Origin of the sequence: Pseudomonas sp. NFX98 (assembly GCF_047784845.1) — a bacterium.
GTDB lineage: Bacteria > Pseudomonadota > Gammaproteobacteria > Pseudomonadales > Pseudomonadaceae > Aquipseudomonas.
Window position 1 is genome coordinate 44,761 of sequence record NZ_JBLNNF010000020.1, and the last position, 14,784, is coordinate 59,544.

The window sequence follows — 14,784 nt, forward strand, 5'->3', positions numbered from 1 at the left end:
GTTCAATCGATCCCGACAAAACCACCCGTCTGATGCTGCCACAACCGTGCGTACAAGCCGCCGTGGGCCAACAGTTCGGCATGACTACCGGTTTCGGCGATCTTGCCGTTCTCCAGCACCACCAGCCGGTCCATCCGGGCGATGGTCGAGAGTCGGTGGGCGATGGCGATCACGGTTTTGCCCTGCATCAGGGTTTCCAGGCTTTCCTGAATCGCCGCTTCGACTTCCGAATCCAGTGCCGACGTGGCCTCGTCCATGATCAGGATCGGCGCATCCTTGAGCAACACCCGGGCGATGGCGATCCGCTGACGCTGGCCACCAGAAAGTTTCACCCCGCGCTCCCCGACGTGGGCATCGAAACCGACGCGACCTTCAGCATCCGAAAGCGTTGGAATGAATCCGTCGGCCCGAGCCTTATGCACCGCTTCCCAGAGTTCGGTATCGGTGGCATCGGGTTTGCCGTAAAGCAGGTTGTCGCGGATCGAGCGATGCAGCAGGGACGTGTCCTGGGTGATCATGCCGATGCGTTCGCGCAGGCTTTCCTGGCTGACGTCGGCAATGTTCTGGCCGTCGATGAGAATCTTCCCGCCTTCCACGTCGTAGAGGCGCAGCAGCAGATTGACCAAGGTTGATTTGCCGGCGCCGGACGGGCCGATCAAGCCGATCTTCTCACCGGGTTTTATCGTCAAGTTGAGCCCGCCGATGATCCCGCTGCGCTTGCCGTAGTGGAAGTCCACGTTCTCGAAACGCACCTCGCCACGGGCCACGGTCAACGGTTTGGCCTGGTCGCGGTCGGTCACGCTGACCGGCTGCGAGATGCTCTGCAAACCGTCCTGCACCATGCCGATGTTTTCGAAGATGCCGGTGACCACCCACATGATCCAGCCGGACATGTTGACGATGCGGATCACCAGCCCGGTGGCCAGCGCAATGGCGCCCACGCTGATCAGCGATTGCGTCCACAACCACAGCGCCAGGCCGGTGGTGCCGACGATCAGCAAGCCGTTCATGCTGGTGATGACCACGTCCATGCTGGTGACGACACGGCCGGCCAGTTGGGCTTTTTCGGTTTGTTCCTTGATCGCTTCGCGGGCGTATTGCTGCTCAAAATTGGTGTGGGCGAACAGCTTCAGGGTGGTGATGTTGGTGTAGCCATCGACGATCCGCCCCATGAGTTTTGAGCGTGCATCGGAGGCGACAACCGAACGATCCTTGACCCGTGGTACGAAGTAATAGAGGGCGCTGATGAAGGCGACGATCCAGGTCAGCAGCGGAATCATCAGGCGCCAGTCGGCTTCGGCGAACAGCACCAGCGAACTGATCGCGTAGATCAACACATGCCACAACGCATCCACCGCTTGCACGGCGGAATCGCGCAGGGAGTTGCCGGTTTGCATGATGCGTTGGGCAATGCGCCCGGCGAAGTCGTTCTGGAAAAAATTCAGGCTCTGCTTGAGCACGTAGCTGTGGTTTTGCCAGCGAATCAGGCTGGTCATGCTCGGGCTCAGGGTCTGGTGCACCAGCAGGTCGTGCAGGCCGACGAACACCGGGCGCAGGATCAGCGCGACCACCACCATCCAGGCCAGTTCGATGCCGTGCTCTTTGAAGAAATCGGCGTTGGGGGTGCCTTGGGCCAGGTCGATGATGCGGCTCAGGTAGCTGAACAGCGCCACTTCGATCAATGCGCCGAACAGGCCGACGATCAGCAGGGCGACGAAACTCGGCCAGACCTGCTTGAGGTAATAGGTGTAGAAGGGCAGGACGCGGTCCGGTGGAGCGGCTGTCGGGGCGTCGCGGAAGATGTCGATCAGTTTTTCAAAACGGCGATAAAGCATCGGTTTCTCGCCCGCGCACGGGCTCTCCTTTAAACGGTTTGAGCGTTGCCGGCAGCACCGGCAACCGCCCGGACATCCTTGTCCAGCTTAGTCTCAGTCGATGCGCTTGGCCGACTTGATGAACACCGGATCAGCCGGTACATCCTTCATGCCGCTGCGAACGGTGGTTGGCGAATTGACGATGATGTCGACCACGTCCATGCCTTTGACCACTTTGCCGAACACAGCGTAGCCGTCACCCTGGTCGAGGAAATCGTTGTCCTTGACGTTGATGAAGAACTGGCTGGTGGCCGAGTCAGGTACCGAGGTGCGGGCCATGGACAAGGTGCCACGGACGTTGACCAGACCGTTCTTGTGCTCGTTCTTGATCGGCGCCTTGGTTTCTTTTTGCTGCATTTGTTGAGTGAAGCCGCCGCCCTGGACCATGAAGCCCGGAATCACGCGGTGGAAAATCGTGTTGTTGTAGAAGCCGCTGTCCACGTACTCAAGGAAGTTCTTGGTGCTGATCGGGGCCTTGACCGGGTCCAGTTCGATTTCGATCTGGCCATTGGTGGTTTCCAGCAGAACATGCGGCGCCTTGGCAGGCGTTGCCGCCATCAGGTTAGCGGCAAACAGTACGGAGCCAGCGGCGAGGGCGATTTTTTTCAGCATGGGTCAGTGATCCTGAGTGTGTTGGTGTCGACTGCGGTGAGAAACTCGAGCAGTGTCTGGTTGAATTGATCGGGCTGGTCCAGCGGGGTGGCGTGACGCGAATCGGCGATCACTTCCAGCCGCGCGTTTGGCAGCAGTCTTACGTAATTTTCCTTCAGCGAAACCGGTGTGTAGTCACGGTCGGCGCTGACGATGAGGGTTGGACAGGTGACCTTCGAAAGTCGTTCCTGTACACCCCAACCGACAATGGCATCGAAGCTGGCGAGATAAGCATGTTTGTCGTTTTTTGCCCAGCGTTCGGCCATTTTTTGTCGCAATTCTGCCTGTTCGGGTTTGGGAAACAATTTGCCGCCCAGGGCTTTGCCGATGGTGCGAAGGCTGAGCGCGCGCATCAGGCTCCAGCGTTTGAACCATTGCCAATAGTCGTCGCGGCTGCGTAGTTTGACCTCCGGCGCGCTGTTGACGATGCACAGGCTTTTAAGCAGTTGTGGCTGATCCACGCCGAGTTGAAAACCGATCATGCCGCCCATGGACAGTCCCACATAATGTGTCGGGCCAAGGTTCAGATGCTCCATCAGCGCCACCAGATCAGCGCTGAATCCGGCGATGCTGTATCGCTCACGGGGCTTGTCGGAGCGGCCGTGGCCGCGCACATCAGGGACGATTACCCGATAGCGCGCAGCCAGCGCGGGGATCTGTTTTTCCCAGTCCAAGGTGCTTGAACCCAGGCCGTGAACCAGCAGCAACGGCGCGCCGTGGCCATATTCCTCATAGTGCAGGTTGCAACCTTCGTGTTCGAAATAGGCCATGCATACACTCCGTGTCAGGCTTGTTCAGGGGCGGCGAACGGTGCGTCCAGCGGTGCGGTGTCGAAGGTGCGCAGCAACTCGACGAGAATCTGCGTCGCCGGGCCGAGCGGTTTGTCCTTGTTCGAATACAGGTAAAAACTCGGGTTACGGCTGCCGCCCTGATCCAAAGGTAGCAGCTTGAGCGTGCCTTCCTTGAGTTCCCGTTCGATCATGTGCCTTGGCAACCAGGCGAACCCCAGACCGCTGCCGACGAAAGTCGCGGCGGTGGCCAGGCTGCCGACGGTCCAGCGCTGTTCGGCGCCGAGCCAGCCCACGTCCCGTGGCTGCTGGCGCCCGGAGTCGCGGATGACCACTTGCAGCTGGCTTTCCAGATCCTGGAAATTCAGTTCGCGATTGAGGCGATGCAGGGGATGTTCCGGGTGAGCGACGGCGACAAACTCGACGTCGCTCAATTCCGCCCCCAGGTAACCGGGAATGCTGAAACCACTGATAGCGAGGTCGGCGACGCCTTCGAGCAGTACTTCTTCCACGCCCGACAACACCTCTTCGCGCAGACGCACCCGGCAGCCACGGCTTTGCGGCATGAACGCGGTCAGGGCGCGAACGAGACGGGCATTTGGGTAAGCGGCGTCGACCACCAGGCGCACTTCGGCTTCCCAGCCTTGTTCCATGTGGTGAGCCAGGTCTTCCAGCTGACTGGCCTGTTTCACCAATTGCCGTGACCGGCGCAGCAGCACGCCACCGGCTTCGGTGAGCACCGCTTTACGGCCGTCGATGCGCAGCAATGGCACGCCGAGTTGGTCCTGCATGCGCGCCACGGTGTAGCTGACCGACGATTGCGAGCGGTGCAGCGCCTCGGCGGCCTGGGCGAAACCACCGTGGTCGACCACGGCCTGAAGCGTTCGCCATTGATCAAGGGTCACGCGGGGCGCTTTCATGATGAGCTCCTGTTGTCCTAAGCTGCGCAGTTCTTATTGGAGACTGCTGAATGAAAAAAATGTGTAGTTTGGTGTCGGCTTGCATCCTGCTGGCCCTGTTGCCGCTTACCGCGTCGGCTTACCCGATCGATGTGAAAAAAGACCTCAACGGTATGAAAATCGATTACGAAACCTTCGACACCGATAGCGATATCGGCTCCATTCGTGTGGCCAACTACGGCGATGTCGATGCGAGCTGCAAAGCGATTTTCAGCAACGGCCCGGAAGCACCTCGCACGCGCAAGCTCGATGTTCCGGCCGGCAAACACAAAACCACCACTGCCAAGTTCAGCCGCAACATCATCAAGCTGCGCATCGAGCTGAGCTGCACCCCGAAATAAAACCCAACGGAGCAAACCTGACGGGCATGCTCCGCTTATAAACGAAATTCTTGATCGGTTATAGCAGTTATTTGCGCTTTTTCATCGATATGACACGGTTTAACCTTCACTCCATCGACTTACAGCATTCTCAGATGGAGCCTACATCCCATGTCCCGCGTTCTGATCATCGAAAGCAGTGCCCGTCAGCAAGACTCGGTTTCCCGTCAACTGACCCAGACCTTCATCAACCAGTGGAAGGCCGCCCATCCGCAAGATCAAATCACAGTGCGTGACCTGGCCGTCAACCCGGTGCCGCACCTGGACATCAACTTGCTGGGCGGCTGGATGAAACCTGCCGAGCAGCGCAGCGACATCGAACAGCTTTCCCTGGAGCGCTCCAATCAGTTGACTGATGAACTACTGGCTGCCGACGCACTGGTGATGGCCGCGCCGATGTACAACTTCGCGATTCCAAGCACGCTCAAAGCCTGGCTCGACCATGTGCTGCGTGCCGGCGTGACCTTCAAGTACACCGAAACCGGTCCTCAAGGTCTGCTCAGCGGCAAGCGCGCCTACGTGCTGACGGCTCGCGGCGGGATCTACGCCGGCAGCACCGCGGATCACCAGGAACCGTACCTGCGTCAGGTCATGGGCTTCATCGGCATCCACGACGTGACGTTCATTCACGCCGAAGGCATGAACCTGGGCGGCGACTTCCAGGAGAAGGGCCTGAACCAGGCGAACGCCAAGCTTTCCCAAGTGGCCTGACCCGTTAATCGCCAGATAATCACCGGATGGTCTAGTGACCTGGCGCAACCCTTCAAGCCTGTACGCGCATCGAACCTCCCTTTGCACTTATTGCTCCTGAGTGCTGCCGCCCGATTGAACGCTTTAGCGAGATCGGGCTTTTTTTTGCCTGCGATTTTGTGAACAACGCAGAACCTGTAGGAGCCGAGCTTGCTCGCGATGGCGCTGGATCAGTTTCATTGATGTTGACTGACACTCCGTCATCGCGAGCAAGCTCAGCTCCTACAAGGTTTTGTGTTGGTCGATGGTTAGCGATAAGGGGCAAAACCCGCTATCGTCGCCGCCATTCAAAACGAGGCGAGCATGGGCTATCTACTTTTTGTCACGCTGATCCAGGCGTTTTCCTTCAGTTTGATCGGCGAATACCTGGCCGGTCATGTCGACAGCTACTTCGCGGTGCTGGTGCGTGTGCTGCTGGCGGGGCTGGTGTTCATTCCGTTGACGCGCTGGCGTTCCGTGGAGCCGGCGTTCATGCGCGGCATGTTGCTGATCGGTGCGCTGCAGTTCGGCGTGACCTACGTTTGCCTGTACCTGAGCTTTCGCGTGCTGACGGTGCCGGAGGTGCTGTTGTTCACCATCCTGACGCCGCTGCACGTGACCCTGATCGAAGATGCGCTGAACCGTCGCTTCAATCCCTGGGCCTTGATCGCGGCATTGGTGGCGGTGGTGGGCGCGGCAGTGATTCGCTATGACCGGATCAATCCCGACTTTTTCATGGGGTTCCTGCTGCTGCAACTGGCCAACTTCACCTATGCCGCCGGGCAGGTGCTCTACAAGCATCTGGTCGCGCGACATCCGAGCGACCTGCCGCATTATCGGCGGTTCGGCTATTTCTATCTGGGCGCATTGGCAGTGGCGTTGCCGGCGTTCCTGCTGTTCGGCAAACAAAACTTCCTGCCCGAAGCGCCGCTGCAATGGGGCGTTCTGTTTTTCCTCGGCCTGGTCTCGACCGCGTTGGGGCTGTACTGGTGGAACAAAGGCGCGTGCCTGGTCAATGGCGGGACACTGGCGGTGATGAACAACTTGCATGTGCCGGTGGGGTTGCTGATCAATCTGCTGATCTGGAATCAGCATGAGGAACTGGGGCGGTTATTCCTTGGCGGGAGTGTGATTCTGGCGGCGGTGTGGATCAGTCGGTTGGGCATCAGGCGAGAGACGAGCATCGTGTAGGAGCTGGCGCAGCCTGCGATCTTTTGATCTTGAAAATCAAAGGATCGCAGCCTTCGGCAGCTCCTACAGAGGAATTTCGGGGTTACATCACGTGTTTTTCGGGCGCAGGAATATGGCTCGCACCCAGCACCGCCGGCAGTAACCCGGCCCGTAAATCCGTACCACTCGGCTGCTGGTACAGGCTCAAGCCAAACTCCGGCAGCACCGCCAGCAAGTAATCGAAAATATCCCCTTGAATCCGTTCGTAATCAGCCCACGCTGTGGTGCGGGTGAAGCAATAGATTTCCAGCGGAATACCCTGTGCGGTGGTCTGCATCTGCCGAACCATGCAGGTCATGTTCGGCTGGATTTCCGGGTGGCTCTTCAAGTACGCCAGCGCATAGGCGCGGAACGTGCCGAGATTGGTCATGCGTCGGCGATTGGCCGACATGGCCGCGACATTACCCTGGGCCTCGTTCCACGCCTTGAGTTCGGCCTGTTTGCGGGACATGTAGTCGGTCAGCAAATGAACCTGCGACAGCTTCAGCTCTTCTTCATCGCGCAGAAAACGCACGCCGCTGGCGTCGATGAACAGGCTGCGCTTGATCCGGCGACCACCGGAAGCCTGCATGCCGCGCCAGTTCTTGAATGACTCGGACATCAGGCGCCAGGTCGGGATCGACACGATGGTCTTGTCGAAATTCTGCACCTTGACTGTATGCAGCGTGATATCCACCACGTCGCCATCGGCACCGACTTGCGGCATCTCGATCCAGTCGCCAACCCGCAGCATGTCGTTGCTGGTCAACTGTACGCTGGCGACGAACGACAGCAGGGTGTCCTTGTAGACCAACAGAATCACCGCCGACATGGCGCCCAGACCCGACAGCAGCAATAGCGGCGAACGGTCGATCAGCGTGGCGACAATGATGATCGCGCCAAACACGTACAAGACCATTTTCGTCAGTTGCACGTAGCCTTTGATCGAGCGGGTGCGGGCGTGTTCGGTGCGGGCGTAGATGTCCAGCAACGCATTGAGCAGGGCGCTGACCGCCAGCAGCAGAAACAGGAAGGTGAAGGCCAGCGCGACATTGCCGAGAAAATTCAGGCTGGTTTTGCTCAGGTCCGGCACCAGGTTGAGGCCGAACTGGATCACCAGCGAGGGGGTTATCTGCGCCAGGCGATGAAACACCTTGTTCTGCAGAAAGTCGTTGATCCAGTGCAACGCCGGCTGGCGGCCGAGCATCTTGGCCGCATGCAGTATGAGATAGCGCGCCACCCGTCCGAGGACCAGCGCAATCGCCAGCAGCAGCAACAGCGACAGGCTGGAGTGCACGAGCGGATGCTGATCGAGGGCACCCCAAAGGTCCAGGATGTTGATCCAGAGCTGTTTGATATCCATGGTCAAAAACGATTCTTCTGTAAGACGCGAGAGGCGATTAGAGCATTTAAGATGCTTTGTATTACGTTCGGGGACAAATCAGGCAACAAAAAAGCCACTGTTTACTGTCGTTTGCATAAAGAAACTCGGCCTCGGCGCTCGAAACCGGTACCCTATGCAGCTGTTTTTTTGCATTTCTTCGAGGTAGCACCCGTGTTTTCCCAATTCGCCCTGAACGAACGCCTGCTCAAAGCCGTGGCCGAGCTGAAATTTGTCGAGCCAACGCCTGTGCAAGCAGCGGCCATTCCGCTGGCGCTCCAAGGGCGTGATCTGCGGGTGACAGCGCAAACCGGTAGCGGCAAGACCGCTGCATTCGTTTTGCCGATCCTCAATCGCCTGATCGGCCCGGCCAAGATCCGCGTCAGCATCAAGACCCTGATCCTGCTGCCGACCCGCGAGTTGGCTCAGCAGACGCTGAAAGAAGTTGAACGCTTTTCGCAGTTCACCTTCATCAAGTCCGGCCTGATCACTGGCGGCGAAGACTTCAAGGTCCAGGCCGCCATGCTGCGCAAGGTGCCAGACATCCTGATCGGTACGCCGGGCCGGATGATCGAGCAACTGAACGCCGGCAACCTCGACCTGAAAGAAGTCGAAGTGCTGGTACTCGACGAAGCCGACCGCATGCTCGACATGGGTTTTGCCGAAGACGTCCAGCGCCTGGTGGACGAGTGCACCAACCGTCAGCAGACCATGCTGTTCTCCGCCACCACCGGTGGTTCGGGCCTGCGCGAGATGGTCGCCAAGGTGTTGAACAACCCTGAGCACCTGCAACTCAACGCGGTCAGCCAGCTGAACGAAACCACCCGTCAGCAAATCATCACCGCTGACCACAACCAGCACAAAGAACAGATTGTGAACTGGCTGCTGGCCAACGAGACTTACCAGAAGGCCATCGTGTTCACCAACACCCGGGCCATGGCTGATCGCATTTACGGTCGTCTGGTGGCGCAGGAATACAAGGCGTTCGTGCTGCACGGCGACAAGGACCAGAAGGATCGCAAACTGGCGATCGACCGTCTGAAGCAGGGTGGGGTGAAAATCCTCGTCGCGACCGACGTCGCCGCTCGCGGCCTGGACGTGGACGGCCTGGACCTGGTGATCAACTTCGACATGCCGCGCAGCGGCGACGAGTACGTGCACCGCATCGGTCGTACCGGCCGCGCCGGCAATGATGGCCTGGCCATCTCGCTGATCTGCCACGGCGACTGGAACCTGATGTCGAGCATCGAGCGCTACCTCAAGCAGAGCTTCGAGCGCCGCACCATCAAGGAAGTCAAAGGCGTCTACGGCGGACCGAAAAAGGTCAAGGCCTCGGGCAAGGCTGTCGGTGTGAAGAAGAAAAAGACCGACGCCAAGGGCGACAAGAAAAAGACCGCCGCCAAGACCCCGACCAAGCGCAAGAGCGTCAATCGCCCGAAAAGCGATTCGCTGGTGAGCAAGGACGGCATGGCCCCGCTCAAGCGCCGCAAGCCGGAAGCACCGGCTGCTGAGTAAATGCTTTAGGCAGTGGACATAAAAAACCGGACAGATGTCCGGTTTTTTTATGGGCGGCGTTTTTCAACTCTCGGTTTTCTTCTCTGCTGTTCCCAACTCTTTTAAACGCTGATCGATCAACTGGCACTTGTCTGGCAGATCTTTCGCGGCAGTACCCAGGTCCATCTTCTGCAACTCATCGTTGATCTCTTTGGCCTTGGCCGGGTTCTGTTCGGTGAGTTTGGTAACTTCCTTGGCCAGTTGTTCGCGTTTTTGGGTGGCTTCCTCGGGGGTGCAGGCCCAGGCGGGCAGGGCGCAGGCGAGCGTGGCGGCGAGGGTAAGCTTGAGCAGGGTTTTCATGAGTCAGGCCTCAGTTCCGGTTAAGGCGGGTTAACCGGTTGAGGCCTGAAGGGCGTGAAAAGTTCAGAATCACCGCCAGCCCATGTAGGAGTGAGCCTGCTCGCGATGAGGGCGTGTCAGCCGACATCAATGTTGAAGGTATTTCGTTATCGCGAGCAGGCTCACTCCTACAAAAGCATTTTGCGGGGCTTACCCACCGTGACAGCAACTTGCCGAGGTCTTGTCATCGTACTTGTCGTGGTGTTTCACCCACTCCATGATTTCCTCTTCATTTCTGCCTTTGGGCGTCAAATCGAGGTAGTTGTAGGCGCCGACCAACATGTCCAGGCCCCGGGCATAAGTCGAATAGGTGTGAAAAATTTCGCCACCCTCGTTGCGATAAAATACGCTCAGGCCGGGAAGTTCCTCCTCGGAGCCGTCGGTTTTTTCGTAGTTGTAGGTTGCCTTGCCGGCGGCGACATCTTCGGCTCGGGCCGAGACGCCAAAGTCGTAGTTGAAATCGCAGCCTTCTGACGATACCCAGTCAAACTTCCAGCCCATACGCCGCTTGAACGCCTGGAACTCGGCGAACGGTGCGTGGGACACCGCCACCACGGCCACGTCATGGTGTGCCAGGTGCTGATTGGCGCCGTCGATGTGGTCGGAGAGGAACGAGCAACCGGGGCAGCCTTCGTCCCAGCCGTCGGCAAACATAAAGTGGTAGATGACCAGTTGGCTGCGGCCGCCAAACAGGTCGGCGAGTTTCAGTTCGCCGTTGGGGCCCTGGAAGTGGTAGTCCTTGTCGATTTTCACCCAGGGCAAGGCACGGCGTTCTGCGCTGAGTTTGTCTCGTTCCTTGGTGAAGGCTTTTTCGTGCGCCAGGTGCTGTTTACGGGCGGCGAGCCATTCTTCCCGGGACACGACGGGATGATTCTGAATGTTCATGGTGATTTCTCCTGCGTGGGGCTGGGAGGTGACTTACACAGCCTAGTCGTTTGGCTCGCCGGGAATTCGACATACCGCCGGTCGGTAGTGGCAAAAAACCGGGCTGAACGGCTGTAGTCCACGCCGGTCACAACCTATGTAGCCCCTCACTCACGGGCACCGGAGGTTGCAGGATGACGACTTATAACTGGGATTTGATCGAGCGCCTGCTGCATGAAGTGCAGCACGGCGAAGCCAGCTTCACGCCACGACCTTATGCCGAACAGTACGCGGCGGAAAAAGCGTCGGAAGGTGAGCAGACTGAGAACCTTGACCATCTGAAAGCGGTGGCGGGTGAGTACGAGAAATTACTGCTGGAGCGGGGTTACATCGAGCCTCGGCCGGAGGAGCAGGGAGGCACCGGGTCCAATTACATTTTGACGCCTCGGGGTTCCAGTTTATTGAGCCTGATCGACAGCAGCATTCCGGGTAATGATCATCCGCGGCAAGTGCTTGATGAGCAGGAAGATGCGCTGGATGAAGTGACGTTCGAAGAGGTGGCGTCGAAGGCGCAGATTGCCTGACAGGTCAGTTGATTCCCCCTGTAGGAGTGAGCCTGCTCGCGATAGCGGTGGATCAGCCGACATTTTTATCGACTGATCCACCGCTATCGCGAGCAGGCTCACTCCTACAGGGGATTTGAGTTGTTAGCTCTGTTTTGCGGCTTTCAGACATTTCAAATCACTGAAATCTTTCTTCACTCCCTCGATTTTCGTCAGCAACCGCTGACGCTGCTCCGGCGTGCTTTCAGCCATCAAATCGACGAACAGCGAGCGTGCCTGCGCTTCCGTGGCGGCGAATGCCTGGCGGTACGCAGGCGTCCATAAACGCTCGCGTTCGACCAGAAGCGTCTCTATTCGTTGTGGGAATTCAGGGCTGTGGCGTTGCGCCACGGCGGCACTGAACTGCTTCTGCCAGTGGACGCGATTGGCGATCCACTGCGTGTTCTGGTCGCCCAAGGCATTCGACCATGCCACGACGCGCTGATGCTGAGTGGCGTTCAATGGGCCAAGCCAGTCACCCAGGCGTTTTTCCATGCGCTCGCCGCGTTCCTTGATCTGCTGGTCGAGGGACGGCTTAAGGTATTGCGCCTGGCGTTTGCGCTGGTCTTTGGCGAAGGCCTCGTTCATTTCGGCGACCTGCGTGTCGTCCAGCCCTTGCAGCAATTCGACCGCGGAGGGGGTGATTTCCCGGGCCGTTTCGGCGATCGCCTGTTTGGCTTCCAGCGCGCGGGCTTGCAATGCGGCATCGGTGACCTGGTTCGTGGCGACCATGGTTTGCAGTCGATCCAGCCAGTCGAGGTAACCCGGCATTTGCGTGGTGCAATGCCAGCTCAAATGTTCCTTGAGGCGCTCGTTGAGCCAGCTTTTTTGCTCGCCGTTCATGTCCAGGTAGTCGCCGAGCGTCCAGGGAATGATCACGTCGAGGTTGCGGTAGGCCAGGCCCATGCGGCTGCACGCGCCGAGGGCGAGGCTGAACATGAGCACGAAGGCGATCTGTTTTAACCAGCGAGACATGGGCGAATCCTTGCGAAAGCCTGGCTTCGGGGTCTGATTCTCATGTGAACGCAAGATCAGCCCGGCAGTTCAGCCAATCAATAGAAGGCGCGTTCAGCCTTGAGGGTGACAAGTCCGTCACACTGACTGTTGTGCCCGGAATAGGCAGAACAATAGCTGCCGCTGAGGCTGGAGTCGCTGTAGATCAGGTTGAGGTCGATGCCCATGAACGGTCGAGACAGTTTCACTGACCAATCGGTGAAACTTCCTACGTAACCACCGTCCACCGCGACGGGCGTGTTCAGCTGGTGGGTGGTGTATTTCATGCTGATCCCGATGCCGAACGGCTGATTGCCACTGAGGTCGGCGAAGAGCGTGTTGTTCTGTTTGTCCGGGTCGTTGCTCAACGCGATGCCGAAACGACTGCCGAGCAAGGTCAGGCCACCGAACAGCTCCTGGCTGTCGAGCGTTTCCACTTCGGGGTAACTGTAATGGATCATGCCCACTTCATAGCCAAAGGTTTGGTCGAAGGGTTGTTTAAAGCCTGCGTAGGAATCGATCTCGAGATTTTTTCCCGGGCTGATACCCATGCTGGGCGACCATTGGCCAAAGTAGAAACCACTGCTGTGCGTCAGGTCCAGACCGCCATGAAATGAGCCGGCGGCCGAGGGTTTGACCAAGCCTTGGGCCATGCTACGGCTGGGACTGGTGCCGAGCTTGAGATCGAAATCCCCCATCTCGCGTTGAAAGATTTGCCCATGGGCGATCGAACACGCCATAAAGCTGACGAGCAGGATGGGTAAGCAGGAGGGTTTGAACATGCGTCGCTCCATGAACAGCGGGGGCGGGCGGAGAGGCCTGCTGAAACGCTTGATCTAGACGCGTGCAAGGATACCGGCGAATGACGGGCATCGAGGGCCGTTCGTCGATTTTAACAAGATTGATTGTTTGCGAGGGAGTTGCTGCGCGGGTGCCAGTCCAGGCGCTTCGAAGCTCAAAGCGCCCAGGGACCAGGTGAAGCGAAGAGTGTTACTTCTTGCCCAAGGTGATCTGCTTGGACGGGCCGAACGTCTGGCCGCTGACGCCTTTGGCAATTTGCTGGATTTCACCGCCGGATTTGAGGAATGCAGCGATCTGGTTGTTGATCGATTCGCTGGTTTCAACGGCTGGAGCTGGCTTTGCTTTGCTGGTGGATGCTTTTACACGCATGGCGGCCATTAACCTGTAGAAAATTAACTTGGCCAGGCATCGTACAGGAATTACCTGCAATTTGCTTGGCAAATATCCCTTGGACGTTTGAGGTGAGGGACGAAACAGGCTGCGAATTGTTGTTGGTCTGTTTCCCCTAAGTCGCTGTTTTAAATAAAAACATGGCTCGTAAAATGTCTTTTCGTGCCTGGCAGACAGTGATGAAAGTGGTCGGAGCGGTCAGACGAGCGGCCAGCTGCCCATGGCAAAAGCCAGGAAAATTAAGGCCTTCGCAGGATTTTCTTGCGCCACCGGGCCGGCTACCGAACGCGGTCGGCAAAACCGGGTAGAATGCCGCCACGTAATGAGGGTATTGGACATGGCTTTAGTCGGGCGTTACAACAGTTTGCAAGTGGTTAAACACACTAACTTCGGTTTATATCTGGACGGTGGCGCGGATGGCGAAATTCTTTTGCCTAATCGTTATATTCCAAAAGATATTCCCAGCGAAGATGAAGATTGGTTAAACGTTTTTGTTTATCTGGATAGCGATGACAAACTTATCGCAACTACTGAAAAGCCAAAAGTTCAGGTAGGTGAATTCGCCAGTTTGAAAGTTGTTGAAGTCAACAGCATCGGCGTGTTCCTGGACTGGGGGCTGCCGAAGGATCTGTTGCTGCCGTACTCCGAAGAAAAACGCCAGATGACAGCCGGCGAGTACACCGTGGTGCATGTCTACCTCGACAAGCACACACGCCGCATCACCGCGACGGCGCGTCTTGACCGCTACCTCGACAAGACGCCGGCCAACTACACGCCGGGCCAGGAAGTTGACTTGCTGGTTGCCGAAGCCACCGATATGGGTTTCAAGGCAATCATCAATAACAAGCACTGGGGCCTGATTCACAAGAACGAAATCTTCAAGTTCATGCGCGCCGGCAAAGAAGAGAAGGGCTTCATCAAGGAAGTTCGTGCCGACGGCAAGATCAGCCTGAGCCTGCAACCGGTCGGCCAGGAAGCGGCCACCAGCCTGAACTCGAAGATCCTCGCCAAGTTACGCGAGAACAACGGCAGTCTGCCGGTCAGCGACAAGAGCGACCCGACAGTGATCAGCAGCATGTTCGGCGTCAGCAAAGGCAACTTTAAAAAGGCCATCGGTGCGTTGTACAAGAATGGCCAGATTGTCATTCATGCCGATCGCATTGAACTGAGCTGATACTCGAAACACCCTGTAGGAGCTGCCGCAGGCTGCGATCTTTTGATCCGGAACTTAAAAAACAAAGATCGCAGCCTGCGGCAGCTCCTACAGGGC

At 57.9% G+C, this 14,784-nt stretch carries 15 protein-coding genes and 1 pseudogene; 6 read left to right on the forward strand and 10 right to left on the reverse strand.

The features are described from left to right. Positions 1-2: 2 nt before the first annotated feature. From ACM110_RS24125 to ACM110_RS24140, 4 genes and pseudogenes are all read right to left on the reverse strand, one after another. Complete coding sequence (locus ACM110_RS24125) at positions 3-1,835, reverse strand: ABC transporter ATP-binding protein (protein ID WP_416129743.1); 1,833 nt, start codon at positions 1,833-1,835, stop codon at positions 3-5. Positions 1,836-1,928: 93 nt separating this feature from the next. Beyond that, positions 1,929-2,486, reverse strand: coding sequence for a peptidylprolyl isomerase (locus ACM110_RS24130; protein WP_046816816.1), 558 nt, complete (start codon positions 2,484-2,486; stop codon positions 1,929-1,931). Positions 2,487-2,489: 3 nt separating this feature from the next. Beyond that, positions 2,490-3,295: pseudogene (locus ACM110_RS24135) on the reverse strand (alpha/beta fold hydrolase). 14 nt (positions 3,296-3,309) lie between these two features. Further along, positions 3,310-4,233: a LysR family transcriptional regulator gene (locus tag ACM110_RS24140; protein WP_416129744.1), complete on the reverse strand. Its 924-nt coding sequence runs from the start codon at positions 4,231-4,233 to the stop codon at positions 3,310-3,312. 50 nt (positions 4,234-4,283) lie between these two features. On the opposite strand from ACM110_RS24140, the gene ACM110_RS24145 reads away from it, so the two are divergent. The 3 genes from ACM110_RS24145 (at position 4,284) to ACM110_RS24155 (ending at position 6,572) form a co-directional block, all read left to right on the forward strand. Then, a complete protein-coding gene (locus ACM110_RS24145) occupies positions 4,284-4,613 on the forward strand; it encodes a 3-phosphoglycerate kinase (protein ID WP_416129745.1) in 330 nt (109 codons plus the stop codon). 150 nt (positions 4,614-4,763) lie between these two features. Continuing rightward, the gene (locus ACM110_RS24150; protein WP_416129746.1) at positions 4,764-5,363 is read left to right on the forward strand and encodes an FMN-dependent NADH-azoreductase; all 600 of its coding nucleotides are present in this window, start codon (positions 4,764-4,766) and stop codon (positions 5,361-5,363) included. A 342-nt stretch (positions 5,364-5,705) separates the two neighbouring features. Then, positions 5,706-6,572: a carboxylate/amino acid/amine transporter gene (locus tag ACM110_RS24155; protein WP_416129747.1), complete on the forward strand. Its 867-nt coding sequence runs from the start codon at positions 5,706-5,708 to the stop codon at positions 6,570-6,572. Positions 6,573-6,654: 82 nt separating this feature from the next. Here the strand turns inward: ACM110_RS24155 and ACM110_RS24160 are convergent, their stop codons facing one another. Further along, the gene (locus ACM110_RS24160; RefSeq protein WP_416129748.1) at positions 6,655-7,953 is read right to left on the reverse strand and encodes a mechanosensitive ion channel family protein; all 1,299 of its coding nucleotides are present in this window, start codon (positions 7,951-7,953) and stop codon (positions 6,655-6,657) included. 192 nt (positions 7,954-8,145) lie between these two features. Here ACM110_RS24160 and ACM110_RS24165 point away from each other — a divergent pair, with 192 nt between their 5' ends. After that, on the forward strand, positions 8,146-9,486 hold the full coding sequence (locus ACM110_RS24165) for a DEAD/DEAH box helicase (protein WP_416129749.1): 1,341 nt from the start codon (positions 8,146-8,148) through the stop codon (positions 9,484-9,486). A 63-nt stretch (positions 9,487-9,549) separates the two neighbouring features. Here ACM110_RS24165 and ACM110_RS24170 read toward each other — a convergent pair whose 3' ends face one another. Continuing rightward, the gene (locus ACM110_RS24170) at positions 9,550-9,825 is read right to left on the reverse strand and encodes a hypothetical protein (RefSeq protein WP_416129750.1); all 276 of its coding nucleotides are present in this window, start codon (positions 9,823-9,825) and stop codon (positions 9,550-9,552) included. A 189-nt stretch (positions 9,826-10,014) separates the two neighbouring features. Further along, the gene (locus tag ACM110_RS24175; RefSeq protein WP_416129751.1) at positions 10,015-10,749 is read right to left on the reverse strand and encodes a DUF899 domain-containing protein; all 735 of its coding nucleotides are present in this window, start codon (positions 10,747-10,749) and stop codon (positions 10,015-10,017) included. Between the two features lie 173 nt (positions 10,750-10,922). Here ACM110_RS24175 and ACM110_RS24180 point away from each other — a divergent pair, with 173 nt between their 5' ends. After that, positions 10,923-11,312, forward strand: a complete 390-nt coding sequence (locus ACM110_RS24180; protein WP_338582446.1) for a transcriptional regulator — start codon at positions 10,923-10,925, stop codon at positions 11,310-11,312. A gap of 123 nt (positions 11,313-11,435) precedes the next feature. Here the strand turns inward: ACM110_RS24180 and ACM110_RS24185 are convergent, their stop codons facing one another. The 3 genes from ACM110_RS24185 to ACM110_RS24195 all read right to left on the reverse strand — a co-directional run bounded on the left by ACM110_RS24185 (position 11,436) and on the right by ACM110_RS24195 (position 13,502). Next, a complete protein-coding gene (locus ACM110_RS24185; RefSeq protein WP_416129752.1) occupies positions 11,436-12,305 on the reverse strand; it encodes a DUF6279 family lipoprotein in 870 nt (289 codons plus the stop codon). Positions 12,306-12,382: 77 nt separating this feature from the next. Further along, positions 12,383-13,105 carry a TorF family putative porin gene (locus tag ACM110_RS24190; RefSeq protein WP_416129753.1) on the reverse strand — a complete coding sequence of 241 codons (723 nt, stop codon included), beginning with the start codon at positions 13,103-13,105 and terminating at the stop codon, positions 12,383-12,385. A 208-nt stretch (positions 13,106-13,313) separates the two neighbouring features. Continuing rightward, positions 13,314-13,502 (reverse strand): hypothetical protein, encoded by a 189-nt coding sequence (locus ACM110_RS24195; RefSeq protein ID WP_028621608.1) that lies wholly within the window; start codon positions 13,500-13,502, stop codon positions 13,314-13,316. A 349-nt stretch (positions 13,503-13,851) separates the two neighbouring features. Here ACM110_RS24195 and ACM110_RS24200 point away from each other — a divergent pair, with 349 nt between their 5' ends. Beyond that, positions 13,852-14,688, forward strand: coding sequence for a S1 RNA-binding domain-containing protein (locus tag ACM110_RS24200; protein ID WP_338586569.1), 837 nt, complete (start codon positions 13,852-13,854; stop codon positions 14,686-14,688). Positions 14,689-14,784: the final 96 nt, after the last annotated feature.